Consider the following 19,037-nt stretch of genomic DNA (forward strand, 5'->3'; position numbering starts at 1 on the left):
GGTCCGTCGCCGCGAGGGTGCCGGGGCATTCGTGGAAAGCTCCGTCCGCCGACGCGCGGGTCCACACATCGCGCGGCCGGCCGTGGTGCGTCAGGGGAATCGCACGTTCTGTCACATTCAGCGGCACCCGTCCCCACTGCGCCGTTCGAGGCGGGCAAACGGGGGCCGCCCCGGCGTGTCCGCGCCCCGTGCCGGACACGCCGGGGGCCAAGACGGCCCGGGACGGCGCGGCCGCGTCACAGTGGCCCGACCGACCCGTCGAGGAGGGGGCAGCCGTGCCGGATCCCCGACCCGCCCGCGGCGCGCGCGTCCGCCGCCGGCCGCTGGGCGCGCCGCTGGCCGCGCTGGTCCTGCTCTGCGCGGCCGGCTCGGGGCCGCCCGCCGCCGTGGCCGTGGCCGGCGAGGGCGAGCGGCCCGTGGTCCGGACCGCCGAGGGACCCGTACGGGGGCGCGCGCACGGGGCGTACGACACGTTCCAGGGGATCCCGTACGCGGCCCCGCCGACCGGCCCGCTGCGCTGGCGGCCGCCGCGGCCCGCGCCGCACCGGACGGAGGTGCTCGACGCGGGGGCGCCGGGGGCTCCCTGCGCGCAGTTGCCGCCGCTCGGCCCGGGCGGGCCGTCCGGCTCGGAGGACTGCCTCTTCCTGAACGTCACCGCCCCGGCGGGGCGGGGACGCGGCCGGCCGGTGATGGTGTGGTTCCACGGCGGCGGCTTCCGCGTCGGCTCGGCGGACACGTACCGGCCGGAGCCGCTGGCGGTGCGGGGCGACGCCGTGGTGGTCACGGTCAACTACCGGCTCGGCGTCTTCGGCTTCTTCGGCCACCCGGAGCTGGGCGGCGCGCCGGACTTCGGGCTCGCCGACCAGCAGGCGGCGCTGCGCTGGGTACGGGCGAACGCGGCCCGCTTCGGCGGCGATCCGGAGCGGGTCACCGTGTTCGGGGAGTCCGCGGGCGGGCTCAGCGTCTGCGCGCACCTGGTCTCCCCCGGCTCGGCGGGCCTGTTCCAGCGGGCGATCGTGCAGAGCGGATCCTGCTCGACGACCATCCCGCCGTACTCCTTGCTGCCGACGCTGGGGACGTACGAGCCGTTCGTGCCCGAGGAGCGCACGGTCTCGGCCGGCGCGGCCGCGGCCGGCGCGCTCGGCTGCGGCGGCCGGCCGGCGGGCCGGGTGCTCGACTGCCTGCGCGGGCTGGAGACGGGGCGGCTGCTGACGGCGGAGCTGATGGAGCGGTTCTCCGGGGTCGCGTACGGCAATGCCCTGCTGCCGGCCGAGCCGGCGCGGGCGTTGGTCTCGGGGCGTTTCCACCGGGTGCCGGTGATGCAGGGCAGCAACCTCGACGAGATGCGGATCTTCCTCGGGCAGACCCTGGCCGCGTATCCGGTGGAGGGGGCGGAGGGCTACCGGGAGCGGCTGCGGGTCTCCTTCGGTGCGGCGGCCCCCGCCGTGGAAGCGGCCTATCCGCCGGGCCACTTCGCGACGCCCGCGCTGGCCTGGGCCGCGGTGCTCTCCGACGCGTCCTTCACCTGCCCCACGCTGCGGGACGGCCGTGCGCTGGCCCGGCACGTGCCGGTGTACGGCTACCTCTTCAGTGACAGGACGGCGCCCAATTTCACCGGCCTGCCCGAGCCGGCCGGCTTTCCGTACGGCGCGGCGCACGGCTTCGAACTGCCCTACCTGTTCACGATGGCGGAGCTGACGGAGCCCCAGCGCGCCCTGTCCGGCCGGATGACGGACTACTGGACGCGCTTCGCCCGCACCGGTTCGCCGAACGCGCCGGACTCCCCCGTCTGGCCCCGGTTCGCGCCGCCCGCCCCTTCCGTGCTGAGCCTGGCGCCGGGCACGGGCGGTATCCGGCGGATCGACCCGGCGGCCGCACACCACTGCGCCCTCTGGGACGGCCTGCCCGTCCCCGCGTCCCCCGCCTCCGGGGCGGGCCGGTGACGGCCGGACCGGCCGGGGCGCCGCCCCCGGGCGGTCGCCCGGGGGCGGGGGTTCAGAGCCGGACGTCCCAGGCGACCGTGGAGACCAGGGCGCGCGCGATCTCCGGGTCGCGGACCGAGGGGGTGCGGTCCCGCACGCTGACCGACAGCCTGTGGCCGCGCAGGTCGAGCAGCCACAGCTCGGCCACCCGGACCTCGCTGCGGCCCGCGAACCTCTTGAGCTCCCGGCCGTCGAGGTACCAGCGCACCTCCGGCTCGCGCCCGTCGGCCCCGTACAGGCGCGGGACGGCCACCTCGGCGGCGTCCCCCAGACGCAGGGTGCGGTCGGTGGGGGTGAGCGGGGTCGCCAGGCGGGCGTGCCGGTGGAAGCCGGCGATCATCGCCTCGACGCCGGGGAGGTTGAAGGGCTTGCCCAGGATCCGCATCAGGGAGTTGTCCGTGGGCCGGTAGAGGCCGGTGACGTAGTAGCCGCCGCCCTCGTACGCGCCGACCGTGCCGCCGTCGGGGGAGGTCTCGCCGAGCCAGCGGTGCCACTTGGCCCGCTCCCGGGCCATCCGGGAGGCGTCCAGGGTGGAGGTGTTGATGTCGGCGGGCTCGCGGCCGGTGTACTTCTCGTAGCCGGGGACGCCCGGGTAGAAGTACTCGTCGGCGAGCTTCCCGAGGGAGTGGCCGGTCTCGTGGATGGCGACCTGCCCGGACTTGGGGTGACCGGCGGACGCGGTGGAGATGCCCTCGTAGCCGAGGGTGGCGCTCGGCTCGTTGTATCCCGCGCCGCCGTACTTGGCGCTGTTGGCGAGGACGATCACCAGGTCGGCGGCGGGCGCCTTGGCGACGTACGCGTCGACCTTGGGCTGGTCCACGCAGAGCAGCCGCTCGATGGACTCGCACCAGAAAGAGGAGCCGAGCGCGGTGTCCCGGACGGTGTCCTGGGCCGGGTCGCCGGAGACCCCTGACTGGGCGGACACCGCGTCCACGGTCCACACGTTGAAGAGGTCGCGGTAGGTGGTGTACGGCTCGACGGCCGTGACCTCGGCCCATTTGGCCCGGGCGTCGGTGTGGAAGCGGTCCAGCTCGCCCTCGGTGTAGCCGTCGCCGATCACGACCACGTCCAGCCGGTCCGCGGTGGGGCCGTTGTCGATCATTTTGGTGACCCGGCCGTCGGCGGCGCGTGCGGCCTCGGAGAGCCGGGGCGCGGCCTTCGCCGGTCCGGCCGCCGGCACCAGGACGTGGCCGGATCCGGCGTCGCCCCCGTGTTCCGGCCCGGGTATCTCGACCTCCACACCGGTCCGGCGGGGCGGGTCGGCGGCTGCCGGGGGCGCGGGGGCGGCGGCCAGGAGCGCGGCGCTCGCGCAGGCCGCGGCGAGCGCCGTGCGCAGGGCCGGCCGGACGGTTCGCCTCATGAAGTCCTCCGTGGGGGAAGGGAGTCGGGGGCACGGTTAAGTGAGCGGTTAAGTCTGCTGAACCGGCTGCTTAAACTAGGTGGCGGTCGAGGCGGTGCGCAATGGCCGACCGCCGTTGAATACTGGGGAGTTGAGACACCCAGGGTGACAACAGGGGGAGTTCATGGACGAACCGGCCGAGATCGGGCGCCGGGTGCAGCGGCTCCGCGCCGAACGCGGTCTGACCCAGCGGCAGTTGGCGGAACCGGCGTACACCCCGGCGTACGTGTCCACCCTGGAGGCCGGCAAGGTGCGGCCCTCGGAAACCGCGCTGCGCTTCCTCGCGGAACGGCTCGGCACCTCGTACGAGGAGCTCGCCACGGGGCGCCCCGCGCACCTGGCCACCGAACTGCGGCTCGCCCTCACCGACGCCCAGCGCATCCTGGCCACCGGCTCGGCGCAGGAGGCCGCCGCGCACTTCCGGCGGCTGCTGGCCGAGGCCGAGCGGCTGGGCCTGGCCGACGAGCGGGCCGAGGCGCTGCTCGGGCTCGGCGACTGCGCACTGGAGTCCGGTGAACTGGCCGGGGCGGCGGGTCACTTCGAGGCGGCGGAGCTGCTGCTGGCGGACGAGCCGCTGCCCCGCCGGGCCCGGGCGGTCCGGGGGCGCGCCGTCGCGCACCTGCTGGCCGGGGAGCTGCGGTACGCCTGCTACCTGCTGGAGTCGGCGATCGACGCGCTGAACTCCGGCGGACTCGGGGACCCGGAGGCGCTGGTGCTGCTGTACTCGGCGGTCATCGGCCCGTACATCGACATGGGCGCGCACGCCCGCGCGGCCCATGCCGCGGAACTCGCGCTGGCGCTGGCTCCGCAGGTCGGGGATCCGGCGCTGGTGGCGGGGATGCACCGGCAGGTCGCGCGGACCTTCCTGACCGAGGGCCGGGTGGCCGATGCCGACGCCTCCCTGGCGAAGGCCCAGGCCGTCTACCGGCAGCTGCGGCTGCGCACCGATCTGGCGCACTGCCACTGGATGCGCGGCTACGTCCAGGCGCAGCACGGGGAACTGGGCGCGGCGGAGCGGGAGCTGCGGATCGCCCGGGAGATGCTGACGGCGCGGCGGGCGGCGCTGTACACCGCGCAGGTGGAGGTGGAGCTGGCCGATGTGCTGCGCCGTCTGGGCCGGTACGAGGAAGCCGCGGAGCTGGTGTCGGGGCTGCTGGAGGAGGGGTCGGACCCGGGGGCGGTGCACGCGGGCGGCGCGCACCGGCTGCTGGGGCTGATCGCGCAGGAACGGGGGGACCCCGAGGGCGCCGAGGAGCACTTCGTCCGGGCGCTGGCCCTGCTGGAGCGCAGCGGGGCGGGCGGTGACCTCGCAGACCTGTGCCGGCTGCTGGGCGACCTGCTGCGCCGGTCGGGGCGTACGGAGGCGGCGATGGACGCCTACCGCACCGGGCTCGGGTACCGCTCGGCGCCCGGCACGACCACCCTGGGTCCGGCTCCGGCCGCCCCGGCGCACACGGCACCGCTCCCGGCGCCGCGCTGAGGCGGTGCGGGAGCGGTGCGGGCGTCACGCGGCCGCGGCGGTGCGGGCGTGCCGCGGGGGCGTGACCCCGTCGCGGCGGGGCGGGCGGGTCAGTGGTTCTCGGTGGGCTCCAGGTCGCGCGGGATCAGCGCCCAGGTCGTGGCCGCGGCGGCGACGGCCAGGGCTCCGGCCATCAGGAAGGCCGGGGTGATCGCCAGGGTGTAGGCCTGCGAGGCGGTCTCCAGCAGGGCCTGGCCGACGGCGCCACCGAGCCGTTCGGCGGTGTGCGCCGCCTCGCCGACCGAGTCCCGTACGGCGCTCGCGGCCGGGCCGTCCAGGTCGAGCACCGGCAGGTTGCCCCGGTAGAGGGCGGCGGCCGTGCTGCCGAGGATGGCGACGCCCATCGCGGAGCCCAGTTCGTAGCAGGTCTCCTCGATGGCGGCCGCGCTGGAGACCTGGTCGGCGGGCGCGGCGGAGACCAGGGTCACGGAGGCCACGGTGGTCGCGATGCCGGCGCCCAGCCCCATCACGGTCAGCCCCGCCGCGAAGGCCGGATATCCGGGCTCGGTGAACCGCTGCACGGTCCAGGGCATCGCCATTCCGGCCGCGAGGACCACCAGCCCGGCGCCCAGGACGTGCCGGATCGGGTAGCGGTGCATCAGCGCCGGCGCCACCAGCGAGGCGCAGATCAGCGCCAGCGGGGCGGGCAGCAGGCGCAGCCCGGCCTCCAGCGGGGTGTAGCCCTGGCCGTACTGGAACCACTGGGTGACGAGGAAGAGGATCGCGCCCATGCCGACCATCGGCAGGAAGATCGCGGTGGCCGCGACGCTGAAGGCGGGCCTGGTGAACAGCCGCACCTGGAGCAGCGGCTCGTCCAGGCGCAGCTGGCGGCGGACGAACACGGTGAGCGCGAGGGCGGCGACGGCGAGCAGGACCCAGGGCAGCGGGTCGGCGACGCCGCTCTTGCCGAGCTGCTTGATGCCGCCCGCGAGGGCGAGCATGCCGACGATCGACTGGCCGACGCCCCACCAGTCCCACCGGCCGGTGCCGCGCGGGGCGCGCGATTCGGGCAGGTAGCGCAGGCCCACCGCGACGATGAGGGCGGCGACGGGGAGGTTGAGGAGGAAGGCGGAGTGCCAGCCGTGGTCCTGGACGAGGAGCCCGCCGACGACGGGGCCGAAGGCCATGCCGCCGCCGAACACGGCGGCCCAGACGGCGAGTGCGAAGGCGCGCTCCTTGGCGTCGGTGAAGACGCTGCGCAGGATCGACAGGGTGGCCGGCATGATCGCCGCGCCGCCGACGCCGAGGAGGGCGCGGGCGGCGATCACGTGCCAGGCCTCGGTGGAGAACACGGCGATCAGCGAGGCGGCGGAGAAGATGCCGAAGCCCGCCATGAGCAGCCGCTTGCGGCCCCAGCGGTCACCGAGGGCCCCGGCGGTGACCAGCAGCCCGGACAGGGCGAGGGCGTAGACGTCGATGATCCACAGCTGTTGCACGGCGCCGGGCCGGAGGTCCGCGACGAGCGAGGGGAAGGCCACGTTGAGGATCGTGGTGTCCATCGAGATGAGCAGGAGACTGCCGGAGAGGATCGCGAGGACGATCCAGCGGCGCGGGTCCTGCGTGGGGGTGTGCATGGAGTTCCGTTCGGGGTAGCGCACGGGAGGGAGCCGCCCGGCGGCGCCGGCGGTGGCCTCGGGGAGGCCGGCGGCGTCGAGCAGTTCTTAATTCGGGCACCATGATGAGCCTCCTTCGCCTCGAATGATACAAATCTGTCTCACTGGACGCAAGAATGACTCACCTGGCGGGCGCGGGCGCGCCCCATCCGGCTCTATTGAAAATGGGAACCGTTGTCATATACTGAGGTCATGGCTCGCAATGACATACGCCCGATCGTCAAGCTCCGCTCCACCGCGGGGACCGGCTACACCTACGTCACCCGCAAGAACCGGCGCAACGACCCCGATCGGATGGGTGCTGCGCAAGTTCGACCCGGTGCTGCGCCGGCACGTCGACTTCCGAGAAGAACGCTGACCCCTTGACCCCGCGCGCCTTCGCCGGCGCCGATTCGCGGCGGACCGGGTTTCACCGCCCCGCCGCAGGGCACAAACCCACTGCCGCCCCGCGCATTCGCGGGGCGGACCAGTTTCCGGGGGGAACCCGTGCTCAGCCCTCGCCCGAGGTGCGGGCGCGTGCACCGGAGCGGGTACGGGCCGCACTGGGGGCGCGCTCCGGGTGGCGGCGCACGTACTCCTCCTCCAGCTCCTTGAGCCGTTGGGTGTGCGTGGCCAGCGCGTCGTCAGAGCCGTGCAGCAGGGTCTCGTGGCGCGTGCGGTGGATGGTCTCCAGCTCCTTGAGCAGTCGGCCGTCCTCCAGATCCCGCGCGGACGCACCTGCGGCGTGCTGCTCCGCCATGGCAACCACCTCCACGTCCTACGGTAAACGGGTCGGGTCCGATCAGCCGTCCGGGCCGCACCCCGGCTCCCGCACGCCCGGCCGAGCCCCGCCGGCCGCCGCGGCGGGCCTCCCCGGGCGCCCGAACGGCGGTCCCCGCGGTGCGCGGGCCGGCCGGTGCCGGGAGGGTGACGGCATGGGCGACTGGTGGTACCGCAACATCCTGGAGCCGGGGAAACTGCCGCTGCTCCTGGCGTTGTCGGCGTTCGTCGTCACCTTCGCGGTGACACGCGTCATCACGCGGATGATCCGGGCCGGGAAGGGCCCCTTCCGCAATGTCGCGCCGGGCGGTCTGCACGTGCACCACTGCGTCCCCGGGGTGGTCCTGATGACCGTCGGCGGGTTCACCGCGATCGCCGGCGGCCGGACGGGGTGGGGCTCCTGGGTGGCGGCCGTGCTGTTCGGGGCGGGCACGGGCCTGGTCCTGGACGAGTTCGCCCTGATCCTGCACCTGAGCGACGTCTACTGGAGCAAGGAGGGCACCCTCAGCGTCGAGGCCGTGATCATGACGTCGGCCCTGGCGGGACTGCTGCTGTGCGGGTTCCTGCCGCTGGGCGTCGACGGCCTGACCGAGGACCAGCAGACGAACCGTCTGCTCCTCGGGGGCACGGTGCTGTTCAACCTGCTGCTGGCCGCCGTGGCACTGCTGAAGGGCAAACCGCGCCTCGCGATGCTCGGGGCGATCGTGCCGCTCATCGCCCTGATCGCCGCGGTACGGCTGGCCCGGCCGGCGTCACCGTGGGCGCGCCGCTTCTACGTCCACCGGCCCGGGGCCCGGGCCCGGACCGTCAAGCGGGCGTACCGGCACGACCGGCGCTGGAGCGGACTCCAGCGCCGGATCGACAACCTGATCGGGGGCGCCCCCACCCCTTAGTTCCGGGAACCGGACGCCCGGTTCACCGTCCACGGAGTCCGGCGGGTCAGGCGGAGGCGGTGGAGGGCGTTCCGTCGAGCTCCCACGCGTGGCGCTTGAACTCCCGGCGGAAGTCGGCGTGGTCCTCCCACTGGCGGGCGATGCCGCGCAGCACGTCCCAGTGGTGCTCCACCGACTGGTCGATCACCTTGCGCAGCAGCGGATCGGCCGTCGCACGGGTCTCGATGAGCCCCTTGACGGCGGAGGCCTCCAGCACGCTGTTGCGCAGGGCGCGCAGGGCGCGGGAGGTGTCGTCCATCGCGAAGCCGCGCTCGCTTCCCGTCTCCGCGTCGAACAACGGGGTCAGCCGGGCCTCGATGAACGCGGTGATCCGCTCGAAGTGCTGCACGTCCATCAGGTTCTCCCGCTCCCGCCGGTCGGCGCGCGGGGCGCGACACGGCTCATCGATGCTGCTGCTCACAGGTGTGCTGAGGGCAGGATACGAGGTCACCGCGGACGGCCGGGGCGGGAGGGCGCCGGGGGCTTCGCTCCGGGGGGCGGCGCGGTCGTCAGGGGCTGAGGGGGGCGGGCGGGGTGACGGCCAGGACGGGCGGGGCCGGGGAGGCCCAGCGGTGGCCGCAGGGGTCGAAGAGCAGGTCGACCGGTTCGCCCGGGCGCTGGCGCCAGGAGATCCGTTCCGGCGCGCCCGCGCACCGCGGGCAGACGGGCAGCGGGGACGCCGGCGGGGCGGGGCGGGGACCGGTCCGGCACTCGGGCGCCGCGGCGAGTACCGGCGGCGCGGTGTGCGGATCACGCATGGGGGCTCCCTGGTCCGGCGGTTGTGCTCCTGGCACTGTGCCATGCGCGGAGCTCCCCGCGCACCGGCGGATCATCCAGTGTTCCGGCTGGTCAGGCGTACGAGTTCCAGGGGGTTCCGGTGTTCCCGCGGGCACCGGGTGATCAAGCGCCCCCGCGCTCGGGCTGGACCAGCCCCGTCTCGTAGGCGGCGATGACCGCCTGGGCCCGGTCGCGTACGCCCAGCTTGCCGAAGACGGCCGTGATGTGGTTCTTGACCGTGGAAACACTGATGTCCAGCTCCGCGGAGATGCCGGCGTTGTCCAGGCCGGTCGCGAGCAGCCGCCAGATCTCCAGCTCGCGCGGGGTGAGCCCGACGGGGGCCTCCGGGGCGGGCCGGGGCTCGCGCGGGGTGGTGCGTACGTAGGCGGAGAGCAGCCGGGTCAGCAGCCTCGGCGCGACGGCGGCCTCCCCGGTGTGGACGGTGCGGACGGCGGCGATCAGCTCCTCCGGGGAGATGTCCTTGGGCAGGAAGCCGTAGGCGCCGGCGCGCAGGGCGGCGACCACGTACTCGTCCATGTCGAAGGTGCTCAGGGCGAGCACCCGGGACTCGGGCCGGACCTCGGCCAGCCGTCCGGTGGCGGCGACGCCGTCGAGCACCGGCATCCGGATGTCCATGACCACCACGTCGGGGCGCAGCCGCTGGGCCAGGTCCACGGCTTCGGCCCCGTCGGCCGCCTCGCCGACCACCTCGATGTCCGGGTCGGGCGCCAGTATCAGGGCCAGGCCGCGCCGTACCAGCGGCTGGTCGTCGGCGATGAGCACGCGGATCATCGGTGGTGTTCCTCTCGTGGCGGGTGGAGCGGGGGTCAGGCGTGTCCGGGGTGCGGTGTCCCGTCGGGGGGCACCGGGAGGCGGGCCGCGACGCGGAAGCCGCCGTCGTCGCGGGGCGCGGCCTCCAGGGTGCCGCCGTGCAGGGCCACGCGTTCCCGCATGCCGATCAGACCGTACCCGCCGTGCCGGGGCGGCCGGCCGGGCGTGCGCCGGGCGGCGCCGTCGCCGGGGCCCTCGTCGCAGACCTCCACGGCGACCTCGTCCGGCCGGTACGTCAGCCGCACCCTGGCCGGGGCGTTCCCCGCGTGCTTGCGGGCGTTGGTCAGGGCCTCCTGCACGACCCGGAACACGGTGAGGCCGACGGTGGGCGGCAGCGGGCGGGCGGGGCCGCTGACGGTGAACTCCGTGTCCATCCCGGCGAGCCGGGACTCGGTGACAATCCGCTCCAGGTCCGCGGCCCCGGGCTGCGGGGCGGGCGGGCCGGTCTCCGGTTCCTCCCCGGCCCGCAGGACGTCCAGCAGTTGGCGCATCTCGCCGAGGGCCATCCGGCCCGAGTCCTCCAGGATGACCAGCGCCTCGCGGGCGGCCCCGGGGTCATGGGCGAGGTTGGCGCGGGCGCCGCCGGCCATGAGCTGCATGGTGGTGATGTGGTGGGCGACGATGTCGTGCAGCTCGCGCGCGATGCGACGGCGCTCCTCGGCCACCGCCCGCTCGGCGAGCAGGATCCGCTTGGCCTCGGTCTCCCGCTGCCACCGCTTGGCCATGAGCCCCGTGGTGACGACGAGGAGGCTGGCGCCCGTGTTGGCGATGAGCCCGAGGCCCGGGTCGAAGGGCAGGCCGCCCTGCCCGAGGCTGGTGAGGGGGGCCGTCGCGAGGACGGCGCACACCACCACGGAGGGCCGGCAGGCCACGGCGACCGAGTACAGGGCGACGGCCGGGGTGAGGCCGAAGTGCGGGGAGACCGAAGCCGTGAGGTTCACGGCCGCGCCGAGCAGCAGGACCGCCGCCAGTGTCACCGCCGGGTGACGGCGCCGGGCCAGCAGGGCCAGCGACGAGGCCACCACGAAGAACGCCGCGGTGACCTCCAGCGAGGCGTCCTCGAACTGGGTGTCGAAGGCGAAGCCCGTCAGGTCCACGGCCGCCGCGCCGACCGCCACCAGTGCGTCGTTGCGCGTCCACGTCAACCCCTCGGCACGCGTGCCCATCCTTCGGCTCCTCCGCCACGGACCGCCGGCGGGCCGTCCTCGTAGATCCATTCTCCCATCGGGCCGTCCCCGGGACACCGGCCCCGGGGACGGGGTGCTACCAGGACCCAGGTCCTGGTCGCAGCGGTGTCCCGGACCCTGGTCCCGGCGGCGTTCTCCTTCTCCACCAGGACGTTTTCCCGTCCGGACGCTGATGTTCTGGGTACCGGCCGGTCGCCCCGGCCGGTACCCGCACGCACCACCGGAGGAGAACAGTGATCCGCGCCCTGACGGGATGCTCGACGAGGAACCCATGGAAGGTGATCGCCCTCTGGGCGGTGCTGGGCATTGCCGTGGCGATCCTGGGCCAGGTGTTCGTCTTCCGCGCCACCCAGCCCGGCAACGACGGCTTCCTGCCCGCCTCCTACGATTCGGCGGCCGCGCTGCGGATCGCCGAGGAGAGCTTCGGGGCCCGGCCGGACTCCGACCCGCTGACGGTCCTGGTGGCCCGTACGGACGGTGCGGCGCTCGCCGCGCCCGACGAGCGCCGGATCGAGGAGGTGTCGCGGCGGCTGGCCCGGACGAAGGTCACCATGCCGAGGACGGAGGACGATCCGCCGTTCACGCAGGACCACTCCCAGGTCCCGCGCATCGGCGCCGGGATGACGGCCCCGGACCGGTCCTTCCGGCTGCTGTCCGTGGAGCTGAAGGGCAATCCGGAGGACCCCGGGGTGCAGGGCACCTACAAGGCCTTCCGCGAGCAGACGCGGGCCGCGTTCCAGGAGGCGGGACTGCGGACGGGGTTCACGGGCGGCCTGGCCGCCACGGTGGACACCGCCGATGCCGAGAAGACCCGGTCGACGGTGGTCGGCGCGGTGGTGACGGGGCTGATCGTGCTGCTCCACGTCCTGGTGTTCCGCAGTGTGTTCGCGGCGCTGCTGCCCCTGGTCTCGGTGGCCGTCATCGGCGGTGCCGCGGTCGGGGCGGTGGTCATGGCGTCGATGGCGAGCGGCATCCGGCTGGCGCCCTCCACTCCCGGCCTGATCAACGTGGTGCTCATGGGCATCGGGATCGACTACTTCCTCTTCCTTCTGTTCCGCTTCCGTGAGCAGCTGCGGCGCCACCCGGCGCAGAGCGGGCGCGCCGCGGCCGCGGAGGTCGCGGGCCGGGTGGGCACGGCCGTCACTTCGGCGGCCCTGACGATCGTGGCCGCGTTCGCCACCCTCGGGATCGCCTCCTTCGGCCAGTTCCGGGTGCTGGGCCCGGCGATCGCGGTGTCGGTGCTGGTGATGCTGCTGGGCAGCCTCACGCTGATGCCGGCGCTGCTGGCCGTGACCGGCCGGAGGATGTTCTGGCCCTCGAAGGCCCTGCGGCGCGAGCCCCGCGAGGGTGTGGCGGGCGCGCTCGGCCGGCTGACCGCCCGGCGTCCGGTGGCGCTGGTCCTCGCGTCGCTGGTGCTGCTCGGCGCCCTGACGGCGGGTCTGGCCGGCATCCGCATGGACTACGGGTCCGGCGCGGACGGCGAGCGGACCGCCGCGGTGGAGACGGCCGCGGAGATCTCCCGCGCCCTGCCCGCCGGTGTCTCGGACCCGGCGAGCGTGCTCGTCGCCGCGAAGGACGGCGCTCCGCTCGGCCCGGAGCGCGTGGCCGCGCTGGCCGGGGCGCTGGCCAAGGTCCCCGGGGTGGGCGGAGTCGCCCCGACGGTGGTGAGCGAGGACCGGAAGGCGGCCCGGATCGATCTGCTGCTGACCGTGGATTCCGGCGGGCAGCAGGCCCGCGACCTGGTCTCCGGGCCGGTGCGGGACACCATCCGGGTGCACCTGCCGGCCGGGACCGAGGCCCATGTCGGCGGTACGGCCTCGGTGTTCGCGGACATAGCGGTCGCCGTCGACGAGGACCTGAAGGTCATCTTCCCGGTGGCGGCGGTGCTGATCGCGGTGATCCTGCTGGTGCTGCTGCGGAGCCTGCTCGCGCCGGTGGTGCTGATGATCGCCGTCGGGCTGGGCTTCGCGGCCACCCTGGGGGCGTCGGCGCTGGTCTTCCAGCACGGGCTGGGGCGGCCGGGCGTGGACTTCACGCTGCCGCTGGTGCTGTTCCTGTTCGTGGTGGCGCTGGGCACCGACTACAACATCCTGATCAGCGACCGGCTGCGGGAGGAGATGGAACGGCCCGGACCGGCCCGCGCGGCGGTGGCCCGCGCCGTACGGCACACCGCGCCGGCGATCGCGACGGCCGGACTGGTGCTCGCCGCGTCCTTCGGCAGCCTCGCCGTGAGCCCGCACGCCGGGACCCAGCAGACGGGCTTCGCGACGGCGGTAGGGATCCTGCTGTCCGCCTTCGTCCTGTCCGTCGTCCTGGTGCCCGCGCTGGCCGCGCTGCTGGGCCGCTCCCTGTGGTGGCCGGTGCGGCCGCGGGTGCGGGGCGGGGAGGGGCACCGGGCGGCCCGGCCCGAGACCGAGCGGGTGCTGCTGGGCTGAGCCGCGCACGCGAAGGCCGGGGCGCCCGGGACCGCTGGGTTCCCGGGCGCCCCGGCCGCGTCGTGTCGTGTCGGACGGGCCCGGGCGCCGCGGCCCGGCCGTGTCAGACGAGCCCCGCCACCTCCGGGTGGCCGGTCAGCCAGGTGCGGACGGCCTGTTGTTCCTTGCCCTTGCCCATCTCCTGGATCTTCGCCTCCAGGCTGGTGAGCTGGGCCTCGTTCAGCTTGAAGGAACGCAGCCAGGCGGCGACCTCCGGCTCGTCGGCGGCGAAGCCCTTGCGGGCGAGGGTGTGGATGCCGTCGCCGCGGCCCCAGACGCCCTTCGGGTCGGCCAGCTTGGTCAGCCCGTAGGTGGAGTAGGCCCAGTGCGGGGACCACAGGACGCTCACCACCGGCTCCTTCTTGGCGTAGGCCCGCTGGAGTTCGGCGAGCATGCCCGGGGTGGAGCCGTCGACGACCTGGTACTCCCCTTCGAGGCCGTACTCCTTGAGGACCTTGTCCTTCAGTACGGACATGGCGCCCGCGCTCGGTTCGATGCCGATGATCCGGCCCTTGAACCGTGCCCCCTTGCCCTTGAGGTCCTCCAGGGAGCGCACGTCCTCGACGTACGAGGGGACCGACAGCTCGATGGAGGTGGGCCCGTACCAGGCGCCCAGGTCGTCCAGCCGGTTCCCGTACTTCTCCCAGTACTGGGCCTGGGTGACGGGCAGCCAGGCGTCGGTCTGGAAGTCGACCTGCCCCCCGGCGAGTCCGGTGAACAGCGCGCCCAGTTCCAGCTGCCGGGCGTCCACCCGGAAGCCGCGGCGTTCCAGCAGCTCCTTCCACAGGAAGGTGGAGGCGGTGCCCTCGTCCCAGGGGATGTAGCCGATGCTGATCTTGCGGCCCTTGCCGGTGTTCTCGGCGCCGGTCGCGGCCGCCGGCGCCGTGGAGCCGCCGAAGGTGCTCAGTCCGCCCGCGACGAGGGCGAGGACGACGGCCGCGGTGACGGCGTACGCGGGCTGGGGGCGGTGGCGCCACAGCCGGGCCGTGCCGCTCGCGGCGGACCGGGCCAGGGCCTGGGCGCGGCGGCCGACCGGGGAGACCTGCCGGCCGAGGGCCCCCGTCATGCGGTCCAGGTACATGGCGAGGACGACGATGGACAGACCGGCCTCGAAGCCGAGGCCGATGTCGACGCTGCCGATGGCCCGGTAGACGGCGCCGCCGAGGCCGCCGCCGCCGACCATGCCGGCGATCACGACCATGGAGAGGCCGAGCATGATGACCTGGTTGACGCCCGCCATGATCGTGGGCAGGGCGAGGGGCAGCTGGACGCGTACGAGGGTGTCGCGCGGGGCGGTGCCGAAGGCGTCGGCCGCCTCGACCAGTTCGGCGTCGACCTGGCGGATGCCGAGCTCGGTCATCCGTACGCCGGGCGGCAGCGAGAAGACGATCGTGGCGATGATCCCGGGGACCACGCCCACGCCGAAGAAGATGATGCCGGGAATGAGGTAGACCATGGCGGGCATGGTCTGCATGAAGTCCAGCAGGGGCCGCAGGGCGGCGCTGACCTTGTCGGAGCGCGCGGCCCAGACGCCCAGCGGGAGGGCGAACACCAGCGTGACGAGGGTGGCGACCAGGACCAGGGACAGGGTGGACATGGCCTCGTCCCACAGGGCGACGGAGTCCACGAGCGCGAAGGCGCCGAAGGCCAGGAGGCCGGCGAGCAGACCGCGCAGCCACCAGGCGGCGAGGGCGAGGAGGCCGGCGAAGAGCAGCGGTGCGGGGGCGGACAGGACGGCGTCGATGCCGTCGTAGAGGCCGCCGACCAGGGCGCTGACCGTGTCGAAGAGCCAGGACAGGTGGCGCTGGAGGAAGCCGACCGCGCTGTCGGCCCAGGCTCCGAGGTGCAGGCGGGGCATCAGGCGGCCACCTCCGCGCAGGCCATCGGGGGCCGTTGCTCGTCACCGATGAAGGCGACGAGCCGGTCCTTGGGCACGGAGCCGACGACGGCGCCGTCCGCGCCGGTGACGGCGACGGGGTGGGGGACGCGGGCGCTCACGGAGCAGAGGTCGGCGAGCGGGGTGTCGGCGCTGACGGTGGGGCAGGCGCAGGCGTGCTCGGTCCCGGTGGGCTCGTCCATGACGGCGTCGGCGGTGAGGACGCGGGAGCGGTCCACGTCCTGGACGAAGGAGGCGACGTAGCGGTCGGCCGGACGGGTCAGGATGTCCTCGGCGGTGCCCTGCTGGACGATGCGGCCGTCGCGCATGACGGCGACCCGGTCGCCGAGGCGCATGGCCTCGTTGAGGTCGTGGGTGATGAAGACGATGGTCTTCTTCAGGGTCCGCTGGAGTTCGAGGAGCTGGTCCTGCATGTCGCGGCGGATGAGCGGGTCCAGGGCGCTGAAGGACTCGTCCATCAGGAGCAGGTCGGCGTCGGTGGCCAGGGCGCGGGCGAGGCCGACGCGCTGCTGCATGCCGCCGGAGAGCTCGTCGGGCCAGGACTTCTCCCAGCCGCCGAGCCCGCACAGTGCCAGCGCCTCGGCGCCGCGCCGTTCGCGCTCGGCCCGGGGGACGCCCTGGACCTCCAGGCCGTAGGCGGCGTTGGCCAGGACGTCGCGGTGCGGGAACAGCGCGAAGTGCTGGAAGACCATGGAGATCCGGGTGGAGCGCACGCGGCGCAGCTCGCGCGGGGTCAGTGCGGTGAGGTCCTGGCCGTCGAAGAGGATGCGGCCGGAGGTCGGTTCGAGGAGTCCGTTGAGCATCCGCAGGAGGGTGGACTTGCCGGAGCCCGACAGGCCCATGACGACGAAGATCTCGCCGGGCTCGACCCGGAAGGAGGCGTCGATCACCGCTGCCGTGGTGCCGTCGGCGCGCAGCTCGTCGCGGTCGGCGCCGGCTTCGAGCGCGCGGACCGCGGCCGCCTGGCGGTCGGGGCGTCTGGCGAACACCTTGTAGACGTGCTCGGCCTGGAGCGTGGACACATACACCTCGCGGGTCGTACCGGGGCCGGCCCGCCGCCGGGGGCGCGGGCCGGGGAGCGGGGCGGGATCGGCCCGCGCGGTCCGCGGCCCGGCCCAACGTCCGGAGCACGCGGTTCCGCTCCAGCGGCCCGCGTGCCCGGCCTTCGCTGCGGCAAACGGTGTAGTGATCCAACTCACGCCGGCCCGTCGCGCCCACGGGGCGCCGGCCTCAGCGGCTTCCGGGAACCGGCTCGGCGGCGGGGCCGGGATCGGGGTCGGCCAGCATGGAGGTCCGCAGATGGGTGAGGAGCCGGGTCAGGAGCCGGGAGACCTGCATCTGTGAGATGCCGAGGGCGGCGCCGATCTGAGCCTGGGTCAGCTCCTCCCCGAAGCGCATCCGGAGCATGGTGCGTTCACGGTCGCTGAGCCGTTCGAGCAGGGGCGCCAGGGTCTGGATGTCCTCGACGAGCTCCAGGGCCGGCTCCTCCTCCCCCAGCACCTCGGCGAGGGTGTGGCCTTCGGCGGGGCCGTCGCCGTGTTCGGCGTGCGGGGCGTCGAGGGAGCCGCTGGTGTGTCCGTTGGCGGCGACCAGGCCCTCTATGACCTGCTCCTCGGTGAGGTCGAGGTGTGCGGCGAGGTCGTGGACGGTGGGCGAGCGGTCGAGCCGGACCGTCAGCTCCTCCTTCGCCTTGGCGATGTCGATGCGCAGCTCCTGGAGCCGGCGCGGGACGTGGACGGCCCAGGCGGTGTCGCGGAAGTGACGCTTGATCTCGCCCGTGATGTACGGCATGGCGAGGGTGGCGAACTCGTTCTCGCGGGCCGGGTCGAACCGGTCGATGGCCTTGATCAGGCCGATGGTGCCGACCTGCACGAGGTCTTCGACGTCGCCGGCGGCGCCGTCGGCGCGGCCGCGGAAGCGGCGGACCGCGTACTGGACGAGCGAGGCGTTCATCTCGATCAGGGTGTTGCGGACGTACTGCCGCTCAGGAGTGCCCTCGGGGAGTTCGCGGAGCCGCGCGAAGAAGACCTTCGACAGCTCCCGCGCGTCCGCCGGGGCCACCTCCCTGGGCTCGTCGATCCGGGGCAGGCCGGCCTCGCGGGCCGCCGCCCGGCCGCTGCGGGGGCCGGGCAGAAGGGGTCCGGCGGTGTCGGCCGCGGCGGGGGCGGCGAGAGGGGACTGATGGGCGGGTACCGGCATGGGGGTTCGCTCCTTGGGCTGGTCGGCTTGCGGCGCGGGACCGTGACTGCCCTCGACTCTGGACCGGATCCACTCACACGTCAAGAAATACCGGAAAAGCTTTTCGCGTCTTTCACGTCTTGTTTCACGGGAAACATGTGCCGCATCATGACGGGATGGGGAGCATGACACGCCGAGAGAACTGGACATTTCTCACAAATCACGCACGCGTCCTGGTGACCATCGCCCGGGATCCCGGAGCGCGGGTGAGGGACGTGGCCCTGGTGTGCGCACTCACCGAGCGCACGGTCCAGGCGATCGTGACCGACCTTGAGTCGGACGGCTACCTGCGCCGGGTACGGGACGGCCGGCGCAACCGCTACGAGATCTCGCCGGGCGCCATGTTCCGGCATCCCGCCGAGGCGGGCGTGCGGGTGGCCGGTCTCCTCTCCCTGCTCACCGGCGCACCCGCCGCCGAAGGCCCCGAAGCCGCCGAAGTCCGGCCGGCCCCGCAGAACCTGCCCGCCCCGGCCGCCGTGGAGTAGAGGACGCCCGACGGCTCACTCGGATCACATCCGGGCCCCATCCGCCGGACCCCCCTGGCCGGCACCGGTCGGCGGTGTGGGTCACGTCACCCGGCCCCGGGCCGGCGCCGGTCCGCCGTGTGGGTCATGTCACCCGGAACGCGATGGCCTCGGGCTCGCGGTGGAAGGTGAGCCGGTCCCAGCCGGCGAACGCCAGGTCCGTCACGGCGAGGAGCCGCCCGGAGCCGTCGTGAAGGGTGCGGCGTACGGACAGCCCGCAGGCCGGCGCGGCCGCGGGGTGGCTGGTGCGGGTCATCGTGATGGTCTCGGAGGTCCGGCCGCGCGCGGCGGCCCGTTCCAGCCAGCGGTGCAGCGGCCGCAGGTCCCCGTTCCGGACCTCGTCCGGCCCGTCGAGGTAGGCGGCGAGCTCCGGGGTGCGGGCGACGGCGCGCGGGCAGAGGTACGTCACCGCGTGCCGCACCGCCTGCCCGCCCGGGCCGTACACGTGGTGGTGGTGGACCAGAGTGCTCTCGCCGCCGCTCATCCCGAGCAGCGCGGCCAGCGAGGGCGGCACGGTGACCAGGGCGAGCCGGGTCCGGGTGACGGGGGCGCCCGCCCGCCGGGGCGGTGCCACGTGCGACCCGGCACGGGCGGGCGGGGCCGCGTACCCCGGGCCGGGCGCCTCCCGGTGCGCCGCCGCGGCGGCGGCCCGGGTGCCCCGGCGTCCGGTGACGACCAGTCCGTCGGCGCGCAGCTCCTGGAGGGCGGCCCGGACGGTCTGCCGGTTGACCTCGTACCGGGCGGCCAGGGTGCGTTCGGAGGGCAGCCTGCCGCCGGAGGTCCGGGCGGCGCGGTCGAGTTCGTCCCGCAGTTGTGCGGCGATCCGCTGGTACTTGGGCATGGCGGCCGGGCGGCCGCCCCGCGAAGGGGAGGGCATGGCTTCTCCTCTGACGGGTGGTCAAGGA

Annotated in this window: 16 protein-coding genes and 1 pseudogene; 6 read left to right on the forward strand and 11 right to left on the reverse strand. The window is 74.4% G+C overall.

Going from position 1 to position 19,037, the window contains the following annotated elements:
* The first annotated feature begins 275 nt into the window (after positions 1 to 275).
* Positions 276 to 1,943 carry a carboxylesterase/lipase family protein gene (locus ACZ51S_RS17865; protein WP_468961377.1) on the forward strand — a complete coding sequence of 556 codons (1,668 nt, stop codon included), beginning with the start codon at positions 276 to 278 and terminating at the stop codon, positions 1,941 to 1,943.
* Between the two features lie 52 nt (positions 1,944 to 1,995).
* Here ACZ51S_RS17865 and ACZ51S_RS17870 read toward each other — a convergent pair whose 3' ends face one another.
* Positions 1,996 to 3,342, reverse strand: a complete 1,347-nt coding sequence (locus ACZ51S_RS17870) for a M64 family metallopeptidase (RefSeq protein ID WP_468476615.1) — start codon at positions 3,340 to 3,342, stop codon at positions 1,996 to 1,998.
* 163 nt (positions 3,343 to 3,505) lie between these two features.
* On the opposite strand from ACZ51S_RS17870, the gene ACZ51S_RS17875 reads away from it, so the two are divergent.
* The gene (locus ACZ51S_RS17875) at positions 3,506 to 4,861 is read left to right on the forward strand and encodes a helix-turn-helix domain-containing protein (RefSeq protein ID WP_468803055.1); all 1,356 of its coding nucleotides are present in this window, start codon (positions 3,506 to 3,508) and stop codon (positions 4,859 to 4,861) included.
* Positions 4,862 to 4,950: 89 nt separating this feature from the next.
* On the opposite strand, the gene ACZ51S_RS17880 is transcribed toward ACZ51S_RS17875, so the two are convergent.
* Positions 4,951 to 6,474 (reverse strand): MFS transporter, encoded by a 1,524-nt coding sequence (locus tag ACZ51S_RS17880; RefSeq protein ID WP_468961379.1) that lies wholly within the window; start codon positions 6,472 to 6,474, stop codon positions 4,951 to 4,953.
* Positions 6,475 to 6,705: 231 nt separating this feature from the next.
* Here ACZ51S_RS17880 and rpmG point away from each other — a divergent pair.
* A pseudogene (rpmG, locus tag ACZ51S_RS17885) lies at positions 6,706 to 6,871 on the forward strand (50S ribosomal protein L33).
* Positions 6,872 to 7,003: 132 nt separating this feature from the next.
* Here rpmG and ACZ51S_RS17890 read toward each other — a convergent pair.
* Complete coding sequence (locus ACZ51S_RS17890) at positions 7,004 to 7,252, reverse strand: DUF6158 family protein (RefSeq protein WP_388940223.1); 249 nt, start codon at positions 7,250 to 7,252, stop codon at positions 7,004 to 7,006.
* 175 nt (positions 7,253 to 7,427) lie between these two features.
* On the opposite strand from ACZ51S_RS17890, the gene ACZ51S_RS17895 reads away from it, so the two are divergent.
* Positions 7,428 to 8,165 (forward strand): hypothetical protein, encoded by a 738-nt coding sequence (locus tag ACZ51S_RS17895; protein ID WP_468476612.1) that lies wholly within the window; start codon positions 7,428 to 7,430, stop codon positions 8,163 to 8,165.
* Between the two features lie 46 nt (positions 8,166 to 8,211).
* On the opposite strand, the gene ACZ51S_RS17900 is transcribed toward ACZ51S_RS17895, so the two are convergent.
* The 4 genes from ACZ51S_RS17900 to ACZ51S_RS17915 all read right to left on the reverse strand — a co-directional run bounded on the left by ACZ51S_RS17900 (position 8,212) and on the right by ACZ51S_RS17915 (position 10,978).
* On the reverse strand, positions 8,212 to 8,559 hold the full coding sequence (locus tag ACZ51S_RS17900; protein WP_468961381.1) for a hypothetical protein: 348 nt from the start codon (positions 8,557 to 8,559) through the stop codon (positions 8,212 to 8,214).
* Between the two features lie 154 nt (positions 8,560 to 8,713).
* Complete coding sequence (locus tag ACZ51S_RS17905; protein ID WP_468803057.1) at positions 8,714 to 8,962, reverse strand: hypothetical protein; 249 nt, start codon at positions 8,960 to 8,962, stop codon at positions 8,714 to 8,716.
* Positions 8,963 to 9,104: 142 nt separating this feature from the next.
* Positions 9,105 to 9,773: a response regulator gene (locus ACZ51S_RS17910; RefSeq protein WP_468803058.1), complete on the reverse strand. Its 669-nt coding sequence runs from the start codon at positions 9,771 to 9,773 to the stop codon at positions 9,105 to 9,107.
* Positions 9,774 to 9,808: 35 nt separating this feature from the next.
* Positions 9,809 to 10,978, reverse strand: a complete 1,170-nt coding sequence (locus ACZ51S_RS17915) for a sensor histidine kinase (protein WP_468476608.1) — start codon at positions 10,976 to 10,978, stop codon at positions 9,809 to 9,811.
* Between the two features lie 299 nt (positions 10,979 to 11,277).
* Here ACZ51S_RS17915 and ACZ51S_RS17920 point away from each other — a divergent pair, with 299 nt between their 5' ends.
* On the forward strand, positions 11,278 to 13,434 hold the full coding sequence (locus ACZ51S_RS17920) for an MMPL family transporter (protein ID WP_468961382.1): 2,157 nt from the start codon (positions 11,278 to 11,280) through the stop codon (positions 13,432 to 13,434).
* A gap of 103 nt (positions 13,435 to 13,537) precedes the next feature.
* On the opposite strand, the gene ACZ51S_RS17925 is transcribed toward ACZ51S_RS17920, so the two are convergent.
* The 3 genes from ACZ51S_RS17925 to ACZ51S_RS17935 form a co-directional block, all read right to left on the reverse strand.
* Complete coding sequence (locus ACZ51S_RS17925; RefSeq protein ID WP_468476606.1) at positions 13,538 to 15,331, reverse strand: ABC transporter permease/substrate binding protein; 1,794 nt, start codon at positions 15,329 to 15,331, stop codon at positions 13,538 to 13,540.
* On the reverse strand, positions 15,331 to 16,392 hold the full coding sequence (locus ACZ51S_RS17930) for a quaternary amine ABC transporter ATP-binding protein (protein WP_468476632.1): 1,062 nt from the start codon (positions 16,390 to 16,392) through the stop codon (positions 15,331 to 15,333). The genes ACZ51S_RS17925 and ACZ51S_RS17930 overlap by 1 nt, the downstream gene beginning before the upstream one ends.
* A 208-nt stretch (positions 16,393 to 16,600) precedes the next feature.
* Positions 16,601 to 17,569 carry a SigB/SigF/SigG family RNA polymerase sigma factor gene (locus tag ACZ51S_RS17935; RefSeq protein ID WP_468476605.1) on the reverse strand — a complete coding sequence of 323 codons (969 nt, stop codon included), beginning with the start codon at positions 17,567 to 17,569 and terminating at the stop codon, positions 16,601 to 16,603.
* 164 nt (positions 17,570 to 17,733) lie between these two features.
* Here ACZ51S_RS17935 and ACZ51S_RS17940 point away from each other — a divergent pair, with 164 nt between their 5' ends.
* Positions 17,734 to 18,093, forward strand: coding sequence for a winged helix-turn-helix domain-containing protein (locus tag ACZ51S_RS17940; RefSeq protein WP_468803061.1), 360 nt, complete (start codon positions 17,734 to 17,736; stop codon positions 18,091 to 18,093).
* A 124-nt stretch (positions 18,094 to 18,217) separates the two neighbouring features.
* On the opposite strand, the gene ACZ51S_RS17945 is transcribed toward ACZ51S_RS17940, so the two are convergent.
* Positions 18,218 to 19,009: a GntR family transcriptional regulator gene (locus ACZ51S_RS17945; RefSeq protein ID WP_468887466.1), complete on the reverse strand. Its 792-nt coding sequence runs from the start codon at positions 19,007 to 19,009 to the stop codon at positions 18,218 to 18,220.
* Positions 19,010 to 19,037 lie beyond the last annotated feature (28 nt).

This window comes from Streptomyces sp. NPDC034043, from assembly GCF_055575675.1.

Coding starts and splice junctions, on each gene's coding strand:
- ACZ51S_RS17935 (WP_468476605.1), bottom strand. CDS start 17,569: ATGCCGGTACCCGCCCATCAGTCCCCTCTCGCCGCCCCCGCCGCGGCC.
- ACZ51S_RS17910 (WP_468803058.1), bottom strand. CDS start 9,773: ATGATCCGCGTGCTCATCGCCGACGACCAGCCGCTGGTACGGCGCGGC.
- ACZ51S_RS17905 (WP_468803057.1), bottom strand. CDS start 8,962: ATGCGTGATCCGCACACCGCGCCGCCGGTACTCGCCGCGGCGCCCGAG.
- ACZ51S_RS17915 (WP_468476608.1), bottom strand. CDS start 10,978: ATGGGCACGCGTGCCGAGGGGTTGACGTGGACGCGCAACGACGCACTG.
- ACZ51S_RS17940 (WP_468803061.1), top strand. CDS start 17,734: ATGACACGCCGAGAGAACTGGACATTTCTCACAAATCACGCACGCGTC.
- ACZ51S_RS17945 (WP_468887466.1), bottom strand. CDS start 19,009: ATGCCCTCCCCTTCGCGGGGCGGCCGCCCGGCCGCCATGCCCAAGTAC.
- ACZ51S_RS17880 (WP_468961379.1), bottom strand. CDS start 6,474: ATGCACACCCCCACGCAGGACCCGCGCCGCTGGATCGTCCTCGCGATC.
- ACZ51S_RS17875 (WP_468803055.1), top strand. CDS start 3,506: ATGGACGAACCGGCCGAGATCGGGCGCCGGGTGCAGCGGCTCCGCGCC.
- ACZ51S_RS17870 (WP_468476615.1), bottom strand. CDS start 3,342: ATGAGGCGAACCGTCCGGCCGGCCCTGCGCACGGCGCTCGCCGCGGCC.
- ACZ51S_RS17895 (WP_468476612.1), top strand. CDS start 7,428: ATGGGCGACTGGTGGTACCGCAACATCCTGGAGCCGGGGAAACTGCCG.
- ACZ51S_RS17925 (WP_468476606.1), bottom strand. CDS start 15,331: ATGCCCCGCCTGCACCTCGGAGCCTGGGCCGACAGCGCGGTCGGCTTC.
- ACZ51S_RS17890 (WP_388940223.1), bottom strand. CDS start 7,252: ATGGCGGAGCAGCACGCCGCAGGTGCGTCCGCGCGGGATCTGGAGGAC.
- ACZ51S_RS17900 (WP_468961381.1), bottom strand. CDS start 8,559: ATGGACGTGCAGCACTTCGAGCGGATCACCGCGTTCATCGAGGCCCGG.